Origin of the sequence: Flavobacterium nitratireducens (assembly GCF_029625335.1) — a bacterium.
Taxonomy (GTDB): domain Bacteria; phylum Bacteroidota; class Bacteroidia; order Flavobacteriales; family Flavobacteriaceae; genus Flavobacterium; species Flavobacterium nitratireducens.
The window spans coordinates 2,841,428-2,856,899 of the sequence record NZ_CP121111.1 but is presented as its reverse complement, the minus strand read 5'-3'; the positions used below and the strand labels follow the sequence as shown (position 1 = coordinate 2,856,899).

Sequence of the window (15,472 nt, the reverse complement as noted above, 5' to 3'; positions counted from 1 at the left end):
ATTATTTGTAGTACTATCGATTACAAAAAAAAGACCCAACTAAAAGTTGGGTCTTTTCTAATATATGTAACAAACAGAATTAAGCTGCTTTATGTTGCTCTTCGATTTGCTTTTTATCTTCTATTGAAATAGTATCTACCAATACCGGAGTTGCGATAAATAATGAAGAATAAGTTCCCACTACAATACCTACCAACATAGCAAAGATAAATCCTCGGATAGACTCACCTCCAAAAATAAACATCGTTAATAACACAAGAATCATCATTAATGAAGTATTCAATGTTCTTGATAATGTTGTATTAATAGAAGCATTAACAATTTCTTCGAAAGTACCTTTACGGTTACCAATAATAAATTCTCTAATTCTATCAAATACAATTACTGTATCATTCATCGAATATCCAATTACAGTAAGTATTGCTGCGATAAAATGTTGGTCCATTTCCATGTGGAAAGGCATGAATTTATAACATAAAGAGTAGATACCCAATACAAAGATTACGTCATGAGCAACAGCTGCAACAGCACCTAATGAATACTGCCATTTACGGAATGAAATCATCAAGTATAAGAAAATAACAGCCATAGCACCTAAAACTGCCCAATAAGAGTTTGTTTTAATATCTTCTGAAATCGAAGCTCCTACTTTCGATGCTTGTAATACCCCTACTTTTTTACCATCAAACGTATTAGTGAATTTATCATAAGAAACATTAGTGTAATATTTAGATAATGCCTTGTATAATTTTTGATTCACTTCCTCGTCAACAGCAACACCGTCTTCTTTAATTTTATACTTAGTAGTAATTTTTAATTGATCAGCATCTCCTAAAACTTTAGCTTCAACTGGCGTACCAAATGCAGCTGATAATTCTTCAGAAACAACTGCCGCGTCTACAGGCTTTTCAAACTTAACTTGGAATGTTCTACCTCCAACAAAGTCTACACCTTCATCTAATCCATTTACAAAGAAGATAGAAATCAAACTCACGATTACTACTAATGAAGAGAAAACATAAGTGAATTTCTTAATCTTGATGAAATCGAAGTGGAAATTAGTAAACCAGTTTTTTGTAATATTCGTAGAGAACGTCAAAGTAGCTTTTCCTAAAATGTTTCTGTCGATGAATATTCTAGCAATGAAAATTGATGTAAATAACGAAGTAACGATACCAATAAGTAATGTTAAAGCGAAACCTTTAATTGGTCCTGTTCCAAAAATAAACAAGATAGCTCCAGTCAAAACGTGAGTCACGTTAGCATCAATGATTGAACGCATCGCTCCATGCCATCCGTAAGACGAAATTACAGCATCTGATAAAGATTTACCTTCACGCAATTCTTCTTTTGCTCTTTCATAGATAATGATGTTAGCATCTACCGCAGTACCTAATGTTAACACGATACCTGCAATACCTGGTAATGTTAATACAAAACCAAAACTTGCCATAATTCCGAATAAGAAAAGTAAGTTTAATAATAACGCTAAGTTAGCATACCAACCTGCTTTACCATAATAGAATACCATCCATAAACATACCAAAACAAATCCTACAATAGAAGAAATCATACCTGCATCAATAGAAGCCTGTCCTAAAGATGGTCCAACTACTGTAGATTGAATAATATCAGCAGAAGCTGGTAATTTACCTGCGTTTAATACGTTAGCTAAATCTTTAGTTTCTGTAATATCAAAAGAACCTGTAATTTCAGATCTACCACCTGCAATTGGTCCACTAGTAACACCAGGAGCAGAATAAACTACATTATCCAAAACGATAGCAATATAACTTTTTTGAGCAAAAGCTCTTCCTGTTAATTCCTCCCATACTTTAGCACCTTGTGGACTCATTTGCATAGAAACAGCAGGTTTACCCATTTGGTCAAAAGTATCATTTGCATCCGTAACTAGACCTCCGTTCATCGCTGGAACATTGTCTCTGTTACCTTTTAAAGCATATAATTCTACAGCTTCAATTTGTTTACCCTCTTTGTCAGTCAAATTTGTTGGTTTACTCCAAACAAATTTTGCATAACGTTGGTCAGCAGCTAATAAATTTCTAATTTCTGGTCTTTTGAAATAAGCATTGATTACCGCTGTATCTTTTGGTGCAAATAAACCTAATACAGGTCCACCACCTTGACCAATCATCTTGTCTAATAAAGGATTATTTCCTTTTTTAGCAGTAGCTGTATCTTTTGCATCCGTTAATAAAGCACTTAATGAATCTTTAACGACTGGTTTCGCTTCTTTTTTAGTAACCTCTGTTTTTTTCAAAGTTTCATTGGCAGCCATCAAGAAGTTACCAACTTCTTCTATTTTATAAGTTTCCCAGAACTCTAATTGTGCTTTTCCACCCAATAATTTTTTAATTCTATCCACATCTTTAGCACCTGGAAGCTCTACTAAGATTCTTCCTGATTCTCCTAATTTTTGGATATTTGGCTGAGTTACTCCAAATTTATCGATACGCTCTCTTAATACTTTGTAAGCACTTTCGATAGATTCACCAACTTTTCTTTTGATTACTTTTTGAACCTGAGCATCGGTCATTTGAAAATCAACACCACCTTCACCCTGCATACTTCTGTTTGCAAAAATATCTGGAGAAGCTAATTTTACTGTACCTTTTGAATTCGCTTCAAAAGCTTCAAAAAACTTATCTAAGTAATTTTTATTTCCTTCTAAATTAGCAGTTGCATCTGCCAATGACTTATTAAAAACTGGATTTTTAGAATTATTAGCTAATCCTTTCAATACATCTTTGATAGAAATTTGAAGAATTACATTGATTCCTCCTTCTAAGTCCAGACCTTTATTTAATTGTTTGTTTTTTACCTCATCATATGTAAATTCAGTAAAACCTAGATTCAACACAGGAACTTTACCTATAGAATCTAAATATTTTAACTCTTTATCAGGATTATCCCCTGCGAAAGCTTTAGCTTCACTCTTAACGCCATTAGCAACGAAAGTGAACGTGAGTTGGTAAATACTTACCAATGCAAATAGAATTGCGAAAAATTTAATAAGTCCTTTATTCTGCATTATTACTAAAAATTAATTATTTTAAATTTATTTTTTCATCAAGCCTTAATAACCAATACTTTAGCTATTACTATCTTTCCAAATTGAACAAAAATGGCTATAAATCTTTTTTTAAACCGAGCAAATATATAATTCTGGTTAAGATTAACCAATTTATTTATTAATTAATCTCAAAAAAAAGACTGCAAAATTGCAGTCTTCACTCTATTATGTGAAATTTGTTAAGCCAAAATACCTTTTAAAGCATCATTCATAGCTCTAACTGCATCAGCACTCTTCGCAAATAAAGCTTTTTCATTATCATCTAATTGAATATCGATAATCTCCTCAACTCCATTTTTCCCAATAATACATGGCACTCCAATACAAATATCATTTTGACCGTATTCGCCCTCAACATAAACAGAACAAGCAATCATTCTTTTTTGATCATTTAAAATACTGTCTACCAAAAACGCTACAGAAGCTCCCGGTGCATACCAAGCTGATGTCCCCAAAAGCCCTGTAAGAGTCGCTCCTCCTACCATGGTATCTGCAGCCACTTTTTGCAACACCTCTTTCGACAAAAACTGACTAACAGGTATTCCGTTATAAGCAGCCAAACGTGTTAAAGGAATCATCGTTGTATCACCATGACCACCTATTACCATTCCTGATATATCATTAGCTGGTTTATCCAAAGCAAGAGAGAGATAAGTTCTAAATCGAGAACTATCTAAAATACCTCCCATACCTATTATCCTATTTTTAGGAAGACCTGTTGACTTTAATGCTAAATAGGTCATTGTATCCATTGGATTTGAAACCATTACAATAATAGTGTCTGGAGAATAGGTTAAAATATTTTCCACAACCGATTTAACAATGCCTGCATTAATACCTATCAACTCCTCACGAGTCATTCCTGGTTTTCTAGGAATTCCAGAAGTTACAACCACCACATCACTGTTTGCGGTTTTTGAATAATCATTCGTAACTCCTATTACACGAGTATTGAACCCGGTATCTGTAGCACATTGCATGATATCTAGAGCCTTACCTTCGGCAAAACCTTCTTTGATATCCAACAAAACTACTTCACTAGCAATTCCACGATAAGATATAACGTCTGCACAGGTTGCGCCAACATTTCCTGCTCCTACAATAGTAACTTTCATATTAAAACGTTTATTCGGTTAAGTAAAAAAAATTGGTTAACTCTCGCTAATCTACAATTTATTACTCAAAATAACCACCGAAAAAACTATTTTTTTACGCATCAATATTAGCATAAACTGCATTTTTCTCGATAAATTCCCTACGTGGCGGTACTTCATCCCCCATTAACATAGAAAACACACGATCAGCTTCTGCTAAACTCTCTATAGTTACCTGACGTAACGTTCTGAAATTTGGATCCATTGTAGTTTCCCACAACTGCTCAGCATTCATCTCTCCAAGACCTTTATAACGTTGGATATTAGCACTTCCTCCCATTCTTTCATTTGCCTGATCACGTTGAACATCGTTCCAAGCATACTCTTTCTTATTTCCTTTTTTAACCAAGTATAAAGGCGGAGCAGCAATATAAACATGCCCTTCTTCGATCAATTCTTTCATAAAACGGAAGAAGAATGTCAAAATCAATGTAGAAATATGACTACCATCGACATCGGCATCACACATGATGATTACTTTATGGTAACGTAATTTTGAAATATTCAAAGCTTTACTATCTTCTTCTGTCCCAATAGTAACCCCTAAAGCAGTAAAGATGTTTCTAATCTCTTCGTTTTCGAAAACTTTGTGGTGCATTGCTTTTTCAACATTCAAAATCTTACCTCTTAATGGTAAAATCGCTTGAAAGTTACGGTCACGACCTTGTTTAGCCGTTCCACCCGCAGAATCTCCCTCGACAAGATACACCTCACATTTTGCAGGATCTTGCTCCGAACAATCGGATAATTTCCCTGGCAATCCACCGCCACCCATCACGGTTTTACGCTGCACCATTTCACGCGCTTTTTTAGCTGCGTGACGCGCCTGAGCTGCCAAAATTACTTTTTGAACGATGATTTTAGCATCATTTGGATTTTCTTCCAAATAAGTCTCCACCATCTCACTTACCGCCTGACTCACAGGAGAAACAACCTCTCTGTTACCCAATTTGGTTTTTGTTTGTCCTTCAAATTGTGGCTCAGAAACTTTTACCGAAATAATAGCGGTCAATCCCTCACGGAAATCATCTCCGGAAATGTCAAATTTTAATTTATCCAACATTCCAGAAGCATCGGCATATTTCTTCAAAGAACGAGTTAATCCCATTCTAAATCCTTGTAAATGCGTTCCTCCCTCGTGTGTGTTGATATTATTTACATAAGAAAAAATATTCTCTGAGTAACTCGTATTATAAATTAAAGCCACCTCAACCGGAATCTCGGCTTTTTGATTATCCATAGAAATTACATGACCAATAATAGGCTCACGGTTTCCATCCAAATAACGGATATATTCCTTTAATCCTTCCTGAGAATGAAACACTTCCCCAACAGGATTTCCATTTTCGTCTAATTGTCTTTTATCACAGAAATTAATTGTAATCCCTTTGTTCAAATAAGCCAACTCACGCATACGAGCCGACAAAGTATCATAAGAATACTCTGTTGTTTGCGTGAAAATTGTTGGATCTGGATAAAAAGTAACGATAGTACCTCTTTTTGAAGTATCTCCAATTTGTTTTACAGGATATAAAGCCTTACCTCTTTCATACTCTTGTTGATAAATTTTACCATCACTACTATGAACTGTAGCTGTTAAATGAGTTGACAATGCGTTCACACAAGATACACCTACCCCGTGTAAACCTCCAGAAACTTTATAGGAATCTTTATCAAATTTACCTCCAGCACCAATTTTAGTCATTACAACTTCCAATGCCGAAACACCTTCTTTTTTGTGAATTCCAACAGGAATACCACGTCCATTATCTTCTACTGTAATAGAACCATCTTCATTAATAGCAACACTGATGGTATCACAGTGACCACCCATTGCCTCATCAATAGAGTTATCAACAACTTCATATACTAAATGGTGAAGTCCACGAACTCCAACATCACCAATATACATCGATGGACGCATTCTTACGTGCTCCATTCCCTCTAATGCTTGAATACTATCCGCTGAATAATTGTTCTTGATTTCTTCGCTCATATGTTCTATTCTAAATGTATTTTTGTCTAACACGCAAATATATAAAAACGCAATTTATATAGCGTTAAAATTACCCTTATATAGTCTTAAGTTATCAACAAAATATGTCAATTTCAACAATGAAACCCTTATTTTTTTTCATTAGAATTTAAAATTTGACAATACTACTAACTGTTCGTATTTTTGCAGCATGAACGACAATTTTAAAAACGAATTTTTCGGAATCGGAATACAGAATGGTAAAACCCCTGAAAACTTAGGCGTTTTATGGAGAACAGCTCAAAATTTAGGAGCCAGTTATATATTCACCATTGGAAATAGATACGCTAAACAAGCCTGCGACACGCACAATGCCGTGAAGTCAATTCCCTATTTTCATTACGAAACCTTTGAAGATTTCTTCAACAATCTACCTAAAGGCGCACGATTGGTCGGTGTTGAATTAGACGACAGAGCCGTTGATTTAGAAACTTTTGAACATCCAAGACGCTGTGTGTATTTATTAGGCGCAGAAGATAATGGTCTATCCAAAAAAGCAATGGAAAAATGCCATTTTTTAGTCAAATTCAAATCAGAGAAAAGTTTAAATGTTTCTGTAGCAGGAAGCATCGTACTTTATGACAGAGGGCTTAACAAGCCTCGTTCCTAAACTTAAAAACAAAATCTTACATATAAAAAAGCGGATTGATACTTCTACCAATCCGCTTTCTTTTTATTATTATAGAAAACTATTTATTAATAATCCTCACATTCATTTCCTCTACCTTTTTATCAGAAAGTGGCGATGGAGCTCCAAATAATAAATCCTCACTGGTTCCTGTTTTAGGAAAAGCCATAACTTCACGAATAGAGGCTTTTTTCTCTAAAATCATCATTAAACGATCAATTCCCCAAGCGATTCCTCCATGTGGCGGCGCTCCATACTGGAAAGCCTTATACATCGTTCCTACACTCTTAATCATCTCTTCTTTGTTGTAACCCATATTTCTATAAGTTGCTTCCAAAATTTCCGATTTATGAGCACGAACAGAACCTCCTCCAATTTCGTATCCGTTCAGGATAATATCGTATTGCTGCGCAATGATTGTACCGATTTCTTCTTCCTTACCATCCATGTGTTTTTGCAAATCATAAATTGCCGGCATAGAGAATGGATTATGTGTAAAGGTCCATCGACCTTCATCTGTTTTTTCAAACATAGGGAAATCAACAACCCAAGCCGGACGCAATTCTTTAGCATTAATCAAATGAAGCATTCTACCCATTTCCTGACGCACTGCATCCAAAGCCTTATTTGCCGTAGCATAATCAGCCGCCGAGAAGAATACAATATCACCCACCTGAGCATTCGTAGCCTGAATGATTCCTGCTGCAATTTCCTCTCCTAAAAACTTAATAATTGGCGATTGCAATTCGTCTTCATTTACGATGATATATGCTAATCCTCCTAAACCGTGTTGTTGTGCAATAGCCGTCAAAGCTTCTATTTGACCTTTAGACATACGCTTGTTTCCTTGCTCTTGAGCCGAAACTTTGATACATTTTACAATTCCACCTTCTTCAATTGGTTTAGAGAAAACTTGGAATGTAGTTTCTTTTACAATTTCGGTAATGTCTTGCATTTTTAATCCAAAACGCAAATCAGGACGGTCACAACCGTAATAATCCATCGCTTCTTTATACGTAAGCACTTCAAACGGATGTAAAATCCATTTGTTACCATATACTTTTTTTACTACTTCATTGAACAATTTCGTATTCAAATCGATAATTTGTTGCATGCTCGCATACGCCATTTCCATATCCAACTGTGTAAACTCAGGCTGACGATCCCCTCGAGAATCCTCATCTCTAAAACAACGCGCTACTTGGAAATATTTCTCATAACCACTTACCATCAACATTTGTTTAAACTGTTGCGGCGCCTGTGGTAAGGTATAAAACGAACCTGCTTGTTTACGAGTAGGAACAATAAATTCACGTGCTCCCTCATCTGTTCCTGCACTCAAAATAGGTGTTTCAATTTCTAAAAACTCCTCTGCATCCAGAATATCACGGATTAACTTAATCACTTTATGACGGTTTACAATCGCACGACGTACCTCATCATTTCTGTGATCTAAGAACTTGTATTGGAAACGAGTTGCCTCATTGGTTTTTGCCGCTCTTTTAATTTCGAAAGGCAACGTTTTTGACAAGTTTAATATCTCTAATTCGGATGTTTCTAATTCAATTTTACCAGTACGCAATCCCGCATTATAATCATCTTCATTACGCCCAACAACCTTTCCTTTTACAGAAATAACCGTTTCAGGCTTCAATTTTACTAATTCATCGATATTAGGAAATGTTTCTCTACTGATATTAACCTGGAAAATTTCATAACTCGAATCACGTAAATCAATAAACATCAATTCTCCGTGGTCACGCACACTCGCTACCCATCCTGACAATAACACTTCTTCTCCAACATTCGCTTCAGATAATTGCGAAATCTTATGTGTTCTATAGATATCTTTTACAACGATTGGAATTTCCGGCAATGCTTCTTCCTGACTTTCTTTTTGTTCAGCAATAGCTTCTTTCGCCACTTTTTCCTGCGCTTCATTTTTCTCCGAAACCGCTGCAGCACCTAATTTGTCTAAGATAATCTGGCGAATTACTTTTCCGTTGGCACCTTTACCAATAACACCTAAAACTTTACCAACTAAAATACCTGCTTTTCCTTGGTCACCAGCCTTAATATCATTTGCAACAGCTTCATTTTCTGCAATAACCTTAGCAATTACTTCTTGAATTTTATCTTCAGAAATAGTATTCTCTTCAAAGTATTTTTTATAGTCAAAAGCAGCGTCTTTCAAATAACTCGCTAATGCATTTTGCACTAAAACCGCTGTAATTTTCTCTGCTTTAAACAACTGAAAAATGGCAATAATATCCTGAACATTATTGATTTTATCATAATCTTCCGCCTTGATATTATTAGCTAATGTTTTAGCCACAAACGAAGGATCATTGATTTCATGGTTTATTGCCACAAAAGTTCTGGAACGCAAACTATCTGCCGTGAAGAATTTAGCATCCTGAGGCAAAACACCTCCACCAATCAAAATAGATTCTACCGCAAAAGGCAAAGCAGAGGTATCCACTTTAATTCCTTCTACTTCTTTTTTGATGTTTACAAAAGGTAAATCCGGTTCAGAAATAAAACGATAATCTGCCTCAAATTCCTTTTTACGCATGGTTTTTGTTTGCTTCAAATCGGCATCCCATAAAACCGTAGTTTGATCAGGACGAAACTCTTTGTGCTCAATATAATAATTGAATTGTTTCTCTACCTCTTCTTTCAAAGCTTCCACCATAAACTTAAACGAGTTCAAGTTTTTGATTTCTGTTCTTGGATTCAAATCGTATGAATGTTTTTTACGCAAAGACACCGATACATCCGACTTAAATTCCCCTTTTTCTAAGTTAGCTTCAGAAATACCTAAATTCTGAACAATACGCTGAATGTATTGCGCATAGGTTGAAGCATCTTCGATATTACGAATACAAGGCTCCGTTACAATTTCGATCAACGGAACTCCTGCTTTATTAAAATCCACTAAGGAAATTTTCTTTTCGTGCATCAATTTCGCAGCATCCTCTTCGATATGTACCTGAGTCAAATTTACAGTAAACTGCGTACCATCATTTCGATAACATGAAACGTGACCATCAGGAATAATCGGATTGTGAAACTGCGTAATTTGGATATTTTTCGGGTTATCTGGATACTCATAGTGCTTTCTATCCCAAGAAATCACTTCATTACTAAAAGAAGAATCTACCGCTTTACCGAAATAAATAGCCTTCATTACCGCTTCTTTATTTACAGCTGGTAAAACTCCCATTTGTCCGGTACAAACCGAACATATATTTTGGTTAGGTGTTTCAATTTCTTGATTTGGACAAGAACAAAACAACTTGGTTTTGGTATTTAATCGAACGTGCGTTTCCAGTCCGATAACCAATTCTAAATCGTGGGCCTTAATAGCCGCTGTTAATTGTTCCAATTCCATTATAAAATATCTTTTAAGAAGTTAGCAAATTGCATCACTAATTCATCATTATTCTTTGCTGCTGTAATTTGCAGACCTGTACTTGTTCCTTGTGGCACGGTTAAAGTTGGTAATTGTCCTAAACTAAAACCAACTGTGTATGCATCTGATAAATACATCGCCAAAGGATCTTTTAAACTATCTCCGATTTTTGGTGGTGTACTAGGTGTTACCGGCGATAAAACAATATCCACTTCTTCAAAATCCTTACTGAAGTTTTCAGAAATTTGGTCTCTTAAAGCCAAACCTTTCAAATAGATTTCATCGGAGAAACCTTGAGATAACACTTGGTTTCCTCCCACAATTCTACGTTTGGTTTCTTCAGAGAAATTCTCAGAACGGGTAACCGCATAACTGTCAATCAAATTTTCTCCTTCAATTCGGTTTCCATAATTGGTTCCGTCCAGACGAGATAAGTTTGATGCTGTTTCGGCCATTGCCAAGGTATAATAAGTAGAAACTAAAATATCCGATTTGAAGAAATCTAATTCTTTTACTTCAATTCCTTTAGCTTTAATTTTTTCGATAGCAGCTAAGAAATCAGCTTTTATTTGTGCATCAATCGCTTCGCTATCGATGAAATTTTTAAAATACCCAATTGTTTTTACTGAAGAATTAGCAAGAGCTTCTTCCGTAATTTCGCTTGAGGCTACCGAAGTTTGATCTTTTGGATCCTTTCCGCTCATTACGTTCAACACGATACGAATATCCTCAATTGATTTAGCCAATGGACCAACACAATCCGTAGAAGAAGCATAAGCCATCAAACCGTATCTAGAAATTCTTCCGTAAGAAGGTTTCAAACCATAAATATGATTGTATCCCGCAGGCTGACGGATAGAACCTCCCGTATCTCCTCCAATAGAAAACACCGTATATTCTTTAGCCACGTTCACTGCAGAACCTCCACTTGAACCTCCACCCACTAATTCCGGATTGATTGCATTTTTTACCGCTCCAAAAATGGTATTTTCACTAGAAGAACCATGACCAAAACTATCACAGTTTTCTTTAACCAATGGAATAGCTCCCGCATCCAATAATTTTTGGATAGCCGTTGCTGTATAAGGCGCTTTGTAGTTTTTTAATAATTCAGAACTCGCAGTCGTGTACGTTCCTTGTACCATGTACACATCTTTAATTCCAAAAGGAATACCTTCAAGCAGGCCGATAGATTCTCCCTTTGCAATCTTAGCATCTACCTTAGCCGCTAATTCAAGCGCCATGGAATCCAGAGTACTATTTACTGAATTGTATTCATTTTGCTTCAATAAATCTAATTTTTCCTGAACTAAAGCGGTACAACTTATTTGTTTAGACACCAGTTGTTGGTGTATTTTTTTTATCTGAGAATCCATTTTATCCTTCTATAACTTTAGCAACAACTAAAAAACCATTTTTCTTGTTCGGGAAGTTTTCTAAAATAATTTGTTTTTCAATAGCCGAACTCTCTACCACAACATCTTCTCTTAAATCACTAACAGACACACAATTATGATTGACATTATTTAAGGAATTATTATTTGCTGGAATTGCATTTTTAATTACATCAAATAATTGGTTCACGCTCTCCGATGGCTGTGCTCCCTTAATACTCGACAAAACGTCGACTGTCATTATCTTACTCATAATTTTTAATATGTTTTAAAGTCAAACTTCTAAGCGGGCGAATTTACGAAAGTTTTTTTAGGGAATTCGATTTTTTTTAAATGAATTCAAATGCATAAAAACCAAAGCGATCAGGCTTAAGCTAACTTAAAATGTAAATCGGATTGGAAAAATACAAACAACACAGATTATAACTGATTTATATAAAATTCAGCCTATTGCTTTAAAAAAACAAACTATTCCCATAATTATAAGTATTATAATTCCCATCCATTTTTAAATTCCCAACTTTTACCTGAAACTTATAAAGCTTATCATTTTCAATAACATCCTTATACCAAAGCTTGTGAATTTTATAAAAAGCAAAAGCTGACACAAACCAAGAGAAACTACATATTAAATACCAATAATCCATAATATCAATTAATTTCTTCAATCAAATATTGAGTTCCATTAATTTCGAAAGTAAATCCAATGGTATTCCCCATTAATTTATTTCCCAAAGGTGATTGTGGAGAAAGCGCTATTACATTGATTCCGTCAATAGTTATTTTTGGCAAAGCCAAAGACAGGTACAAATAAATCCCATTGGCTTTCACCAAACTTCCTAAAGTAATCGATTTTGAACTTATTTCCGGATTTATTTTTTCCAAAATCGCTTTTTGGTTCAAAACTTCACGCAACTTCGTATTAAATTTTTCTTGTTCCAAATGCATCATCGATAAAGCGGTTTCGTGTTTATCACCTGCCGAACCTTTGGCATCATTTTTAGAATCTTCGGTCAAAGCCGAAATCATATCCCGAAAAGCATCTATTCGATCCTCTAGCATGCGAGAGTAGTATTGATGTATTTTTTGTTTAAAAGTCATTTTGCATTTTTATTTCATATTAATCCAAATGATGATTTGAACGGCTCACAAATTTAATTGATTATATTCATCTCACACTATTTTAATTGTATTTGACAAACCTATTTATCTGAAACAAGGATTTTTTATTTAACTTCGTAAACACTTTTATTAATCTTATTCTTTAAACTATTATGAAAAAAACAAAAATCTTATCTACAATTGCTTTTGGATTGTTATTATTTACAGCTACCAGCATTCAAGCTCAAAAATTCCCAGGAATTGACAAAAGCCCAATGGATGCTACTTCATACCCAAATGATTATAAAATCCCTGTAAAAATTGCCAAAGTAGTGTATAGTCGTCCACAACTTAAAGGACGTAGTTTAAACGAACTAGCTCCTAATGGAAAAGTTTGGAGAACAGGTGCTAACGAAGCAACCGAAATTACATTTTACAAAGATGTCTTTTTAGGAAAAACTAAAATTAAGGCTGGAACCTATTCTTTATTCACCATTCCTGGAGAAAAAGAATGGACAATCATTTTAAACAAAGACCTTAATGCTTGGGGATCTTATTCGTATAAAGAAGCTAATGATGTCGCTAGACTAAATGTTCCTACAACACAATCAGAAGAATCACTGGAAGCTTTTTCTATGGTTTTCACCAATGCTGAAAAAGGAATGATCTTAAATTTGGGTTGGGATAAAACAAGAGTAGCGATTCCTTTTACAGAGTAATTCTTTTCAACCACAAGGACTTTAGTTTAACCGCAAAGAGCGCTAAGTTTTTCGCCATGTTCGCAGAGTTTATGAATCTGCGTTGCCTTGGAAAACTTAGCGCTCTTTGCGTATACTTTGTTTTCTTTGCGGTTAAAAAAACTTCTTAGAAATCGAATTTAAAATTAGCACCTACTAACACCTGAAAACCTTGTACTGGATAGTTCATCCATTTTTGATAAGAGTTATTCGAAATATTATTCAACTTTAAAAATCCCGTTATTTGCGAATTATGTTTATAACCTAGATGTGCATTGACATCAAAATAACTTTTTAAAGTTGTTGGACCTGGTTGCACTACATAAACAACATTCGGATTTAATTGCATATCTTTTCTTTCCCCTACATAAAATACTTTTGCACCAGCAAACCATTTAGGTGTAATATTAAAATCTAAAGTTGAATTAACCTCTACTGTTGGTAAATTCCATACCTCTTGCTGGCTATTACTTTTATAATTACTAAATGTCCCGCCAATTCCAAAACTTACATTTTTAGAAAAATCAGCTTTTAAATCGCCTGACAAACTAAAAGTTCGCACATCATCATAGACCACCTGGAAAGAATTCCCAAAAGCATAGTCCTGATTAGTTTCATTTTCGGTATAGTTTTGACTTTTATACAAAGCTTTACCGCGTTCGTTCACATAAGAACCTTTGATATTATAACTTATACTTGAGGCTAACTTTCCTTTTAATCCTGCAAAAATATCATATTGTTGATCCGTTGGCGCAATAGTCAAAGTAGGCGACATAAAAGGATTTTCTTTTACAAAATCCATATAGGAGTTTTGCTCTAAACTTCCTTCAGCACCAGCGTAAAATATCATCAAATCCTTTACTACAGGATAAGAAACATTAATATTAGGATATACTAAAAACTTACTATCATTTCCTTGATTATCCACACTATAAAAAAGTTTTACCCCCAAGTTTACATCCCAACCCTTTTCGTTAATGTAAAAACTAGGTGCTAGCCCCACATTAGTAAAACCGTATTTTATAGATTCTAAGTTCGAATTTTCATAATTTTTTCGAAAAGTACCGCCTACATAATCTACAATAATATCTGTTTTAACGGTTTGTTCAGAGACATCAAACTTTAAAGAAGGATTAAAATAAAACCTATTTTCAGCCGAATCAAAACTATCGGTAAAATGACTAAATTTTGTCGCTAATTCTTTGAAAGCTCCTTCATTAAAACTCAATTTCCCTCCTAATGAAATACCATTATAGCTATGTTTAGAATCAACACTTCCAATCAAAGTATTTTGATCAGCGGCACTCAACGAACCCCCAAAACCCATTGGCAATCCATACCAATTGTATATTTGGTTTTGATAACCCAAATCAATATTCCATGACATACTATCATTATTTGCTCCATAAAAGGCATCCAAAGCCGTATCGTAAAACCAATTATCCAATTTCACATCATTTATTCCTCCTTGTGATGAAAAATGACGAAACATCCCTCCAACATAATCATTAGCTCCTAAATTTTGATTTATAAACAACTCGGCATTTAAATTACCATAGTTACCATAACCCAAAGTCACATAATTATTATAAAATTTTTCTTTTGCTTCTTTATCTACACCTTCTGCTTTTCCTTTTGCAGGCATAAAAGTAGAAGCAACAGGAAAGGAAAAAATGGTGTATTTTATTGTTTCCTTTTTTGCATTACCTTCATCATCCAGAACTGGGGCTTCTTGAATTTTAGAAGCATCCGAAACAGTTGGCGTATATGGTTTTACCACATTTACAACCTCTGAACCAATATTTTCATCTTTTTTCTGTGCCCAAGAAACCTGTAAAGCCATTAGAAACAGCCCTATTATTATTTTATTTTGGAAATTGAAATTCATATTTTATTTTTTACTCTGCTTTCTAA

General features: G+C 34.6%; 10 protein-coding genes. 2 read left to right on the top strand and 8 right to left on the bottom strand.

Features of this window, described 5'->3' with window-relative positions; all coding sequences use genetic code 11:
- Positions 1-79 precede the first annotated feature (79 nt).
- The 3 genes from secDF to gyrB form a co-directional block, all read right to left on the bottom strand.
- Positions 80-3,052 carry a protein translocase subunit SecDF gene (gene secDF / locus P5P90_RS13395; protein WP_278035133.1) on the bottom strand — a complete coding sequence of 991 codons (2,973 nt, stop codon included), beginning with the start codon at positions 3,050-3,052 and terminating at the stop codon, positions 80-82.
- 221 nt (positions 3,053-3,273) lie between these two features.
- A complete protein-coding gene (gene mdh, locus P5P90_RS13390; protein ID WP_278035132.1) occupies positions 3,274-4,209 on the bottom strand; it encodes a malate dehydrogenase in 936 nt (311 codons plus the stop codon).
- Positions 4,210-4,303: 94 nt separating this feature from the next.
- Positions 4,304-6,244 carry a DNA topoisomerase (ATP-hydrolyzing) subunit B gene (gene gyrB / locus P5P90_RS13385; protein WP_278035131.1) on the bottom strand — a complete coding sequence of 647 codons (1,941 nt, stop codon included), beginning with the start codon at positions 6,242-6,244 and terminating at the stop codon, positions 4,304-4,306.
- Between the two features lie 190 nt (positions 6,245-6,434).
- On the opposite strand from gyrB, the gene P5P90_RS13380 reads away from it, so the two are divergent.
- The gene (locus P5P90_RS13380) at positions 6,435-6,893 is read left to right on the top strand and encodes an RNA methyltransferase (RefSeq protein WP_278035130.1); all 459 of its coding nucleotides are present in this window, start codon (positions 6,435-6,437) and stop codon (positions 6,891-6,893) included.
- 79 nt (positions 6,894-6,972) lie between these two features.
- Here the strand turns inward: P5P90_RS13380 and gatB/aspS are convergent, their stop codons facing one another.
- The 4 genes from gatB/aspS to P5P90_RS13360 form a co-directional block, all read right to left on the bottom strand.
- The gene (gene gatB/aspS / locus P5P90_RS13375) at positions 6,973-10,305 is read right to left on the bottom strand and encodes a bifunctional amidotransferase subunit GatB/aspartate--tRNA ligase AspS (RefSeq protein ID WP_278035129.1); all 3,333 of its coding nucleotides are present in this window, start codon (positions 10,303-10,305) and stop codon (positions 6,973-6,975) included.
- Positions 10,305-11,702, bottom strand: a complete 1,398-nt coding sequence (locus tag P5P90_RS13370; protein WP_278035128.1) for an amidase family protein — start codon at positions 11,700-11,702, stop codon at positions 10,305-10,307. The genes gatB/aspS and P5P90_RS13370 overlap by 1 nt, the downstream gene beginning before the upstream one ends.
- 1 nt (position 11,703) lies before the next feature.
- The gene (locus P5P90_RS13365) at positions 11,704-11,973 is read right to left on the bottom strand and encodes an Asp-tRNA(Asn)/Glu-tRNA(Gln) amidotransferase subunit GatC (protein WP_278035127.1); all 270 of its coding nucleotides are present in this window, start codon (positions 11,971-11,973) and stop codon (positions 11,704-11,706) included.
- Positions 11,974-12,371: 398 nt separating this feature from the next.
- A complete protein-coding gene (locus P5P90_RS13360) occupies positions 12,372-12,821 on the bottom strand; it encodes a hypothetical protein (RefSeq protein WP_278035126.1) in 450 nt (149 codons plus the stop codon).
- A 173-nt stretch (positions 12,822-12,994) separates the two neighbouring features.
- On the opposite strand from P5P90_RS13360, the gene P5P90_RS13355 reads away from it, so the two are divergent.
- A complete protein-coding gene (locus P5P90_RS13355; protein WP_278035125.1) occupies positions 12,995-13,540 on the top strand; it encodes a DUF2911 domain-containing protein in 546 nt (181 codons plus the stop codon).
- 145 nt (positions 13,541-13,685) lie between these two features.
- On the opposite strand, the gene P5P90_RS13350 is transcribed toward P5P90_RS13355, so the two are convergent.
- Positions 13,686-15,446, bottom strand: a complete 1,761-nt coding sequence (locus P5P90_RS13350) for a porin family protein (protein ID WP_278035124.1) — start codon at positions 15,444-15,446, stop codon at positions 13,686-13,688.
- Between the last annotated feature and the right edge of the window lie 26 nt (positions 15,447-15,472).

Excerpts from the sequence above, each read along its gene's own strand:
- P5P90_RS13350 (WP_278035124.1), bottom strand. The coding sequence starts at position 15,446 with ATGAATTTCAATTTCCAAAATAAAATAATAATAGGGCTGTTTCTAATG.
- P5P90_RS13380 (WP_278035130.1), top strand. The coding sequence starts at position 6,435 with ATGAACGACAATTTTAAAAACGAATTTTTCGGAATCGGAATACAGAAT.
- P5P90_RS13355 (WP_278035125.1), top strand. The coding sequence starts at position 12,995 with ATGAAAAAAACAAAAATCTTATCTACAATTGCTTTTGGATTGTTATTA.
- P5P90_RS13370 (WP_278035128.1), bottom strand. The coding sequence starts at position 11,702 with ATGGATTCTCAGATAAAAAAAATACACCAACAACTGGTGTCTAAACAA.
- gatB/aspS (WP_278035129.1), bottom strand. The coding sequence starts at position 10,305 with ATGGAATTGGAACAATTAACAGCGGCTATTAAGGCCCACGATTTAGAA.
- P5P90_RS13360 (WP_278035126.1), bottom strand. The coding sequence starts at position 12,821 with ATGACTTTTAAACAAAAAATACATCAATACTACTCTCGCATGCTAGAG.
- secDF (WP_278035133.1), bottom strand. The coding sequence starts at position 3,052 with ATGCAGAATAAAGGACTTATTAAATTTTTCGCAATTCTATTTGCATTG.
- P5P90_RS13365 (WP_278035127.1), bottom strand. The coding sequence starts at position 11,973 with ATGAGTAAGATAATGACAGTCGACGTTTTGTCGAGTATTAAGGGAGCA.
- gyrB (WP_278035131.1), bottom strand. The coding sequence starts at position 6,244 with ATGAGCGAAGAAATCAAGAACAATTATTCAGCGGATAGTATTCAAGCA.
- mdh (WP_278035132.1), bottom strand. The coding sequence starts at position 4,209 with ATGAAAGTTACTATTGTAGGAGCAGGAAATGTTGGCGCAACCTGTGCA.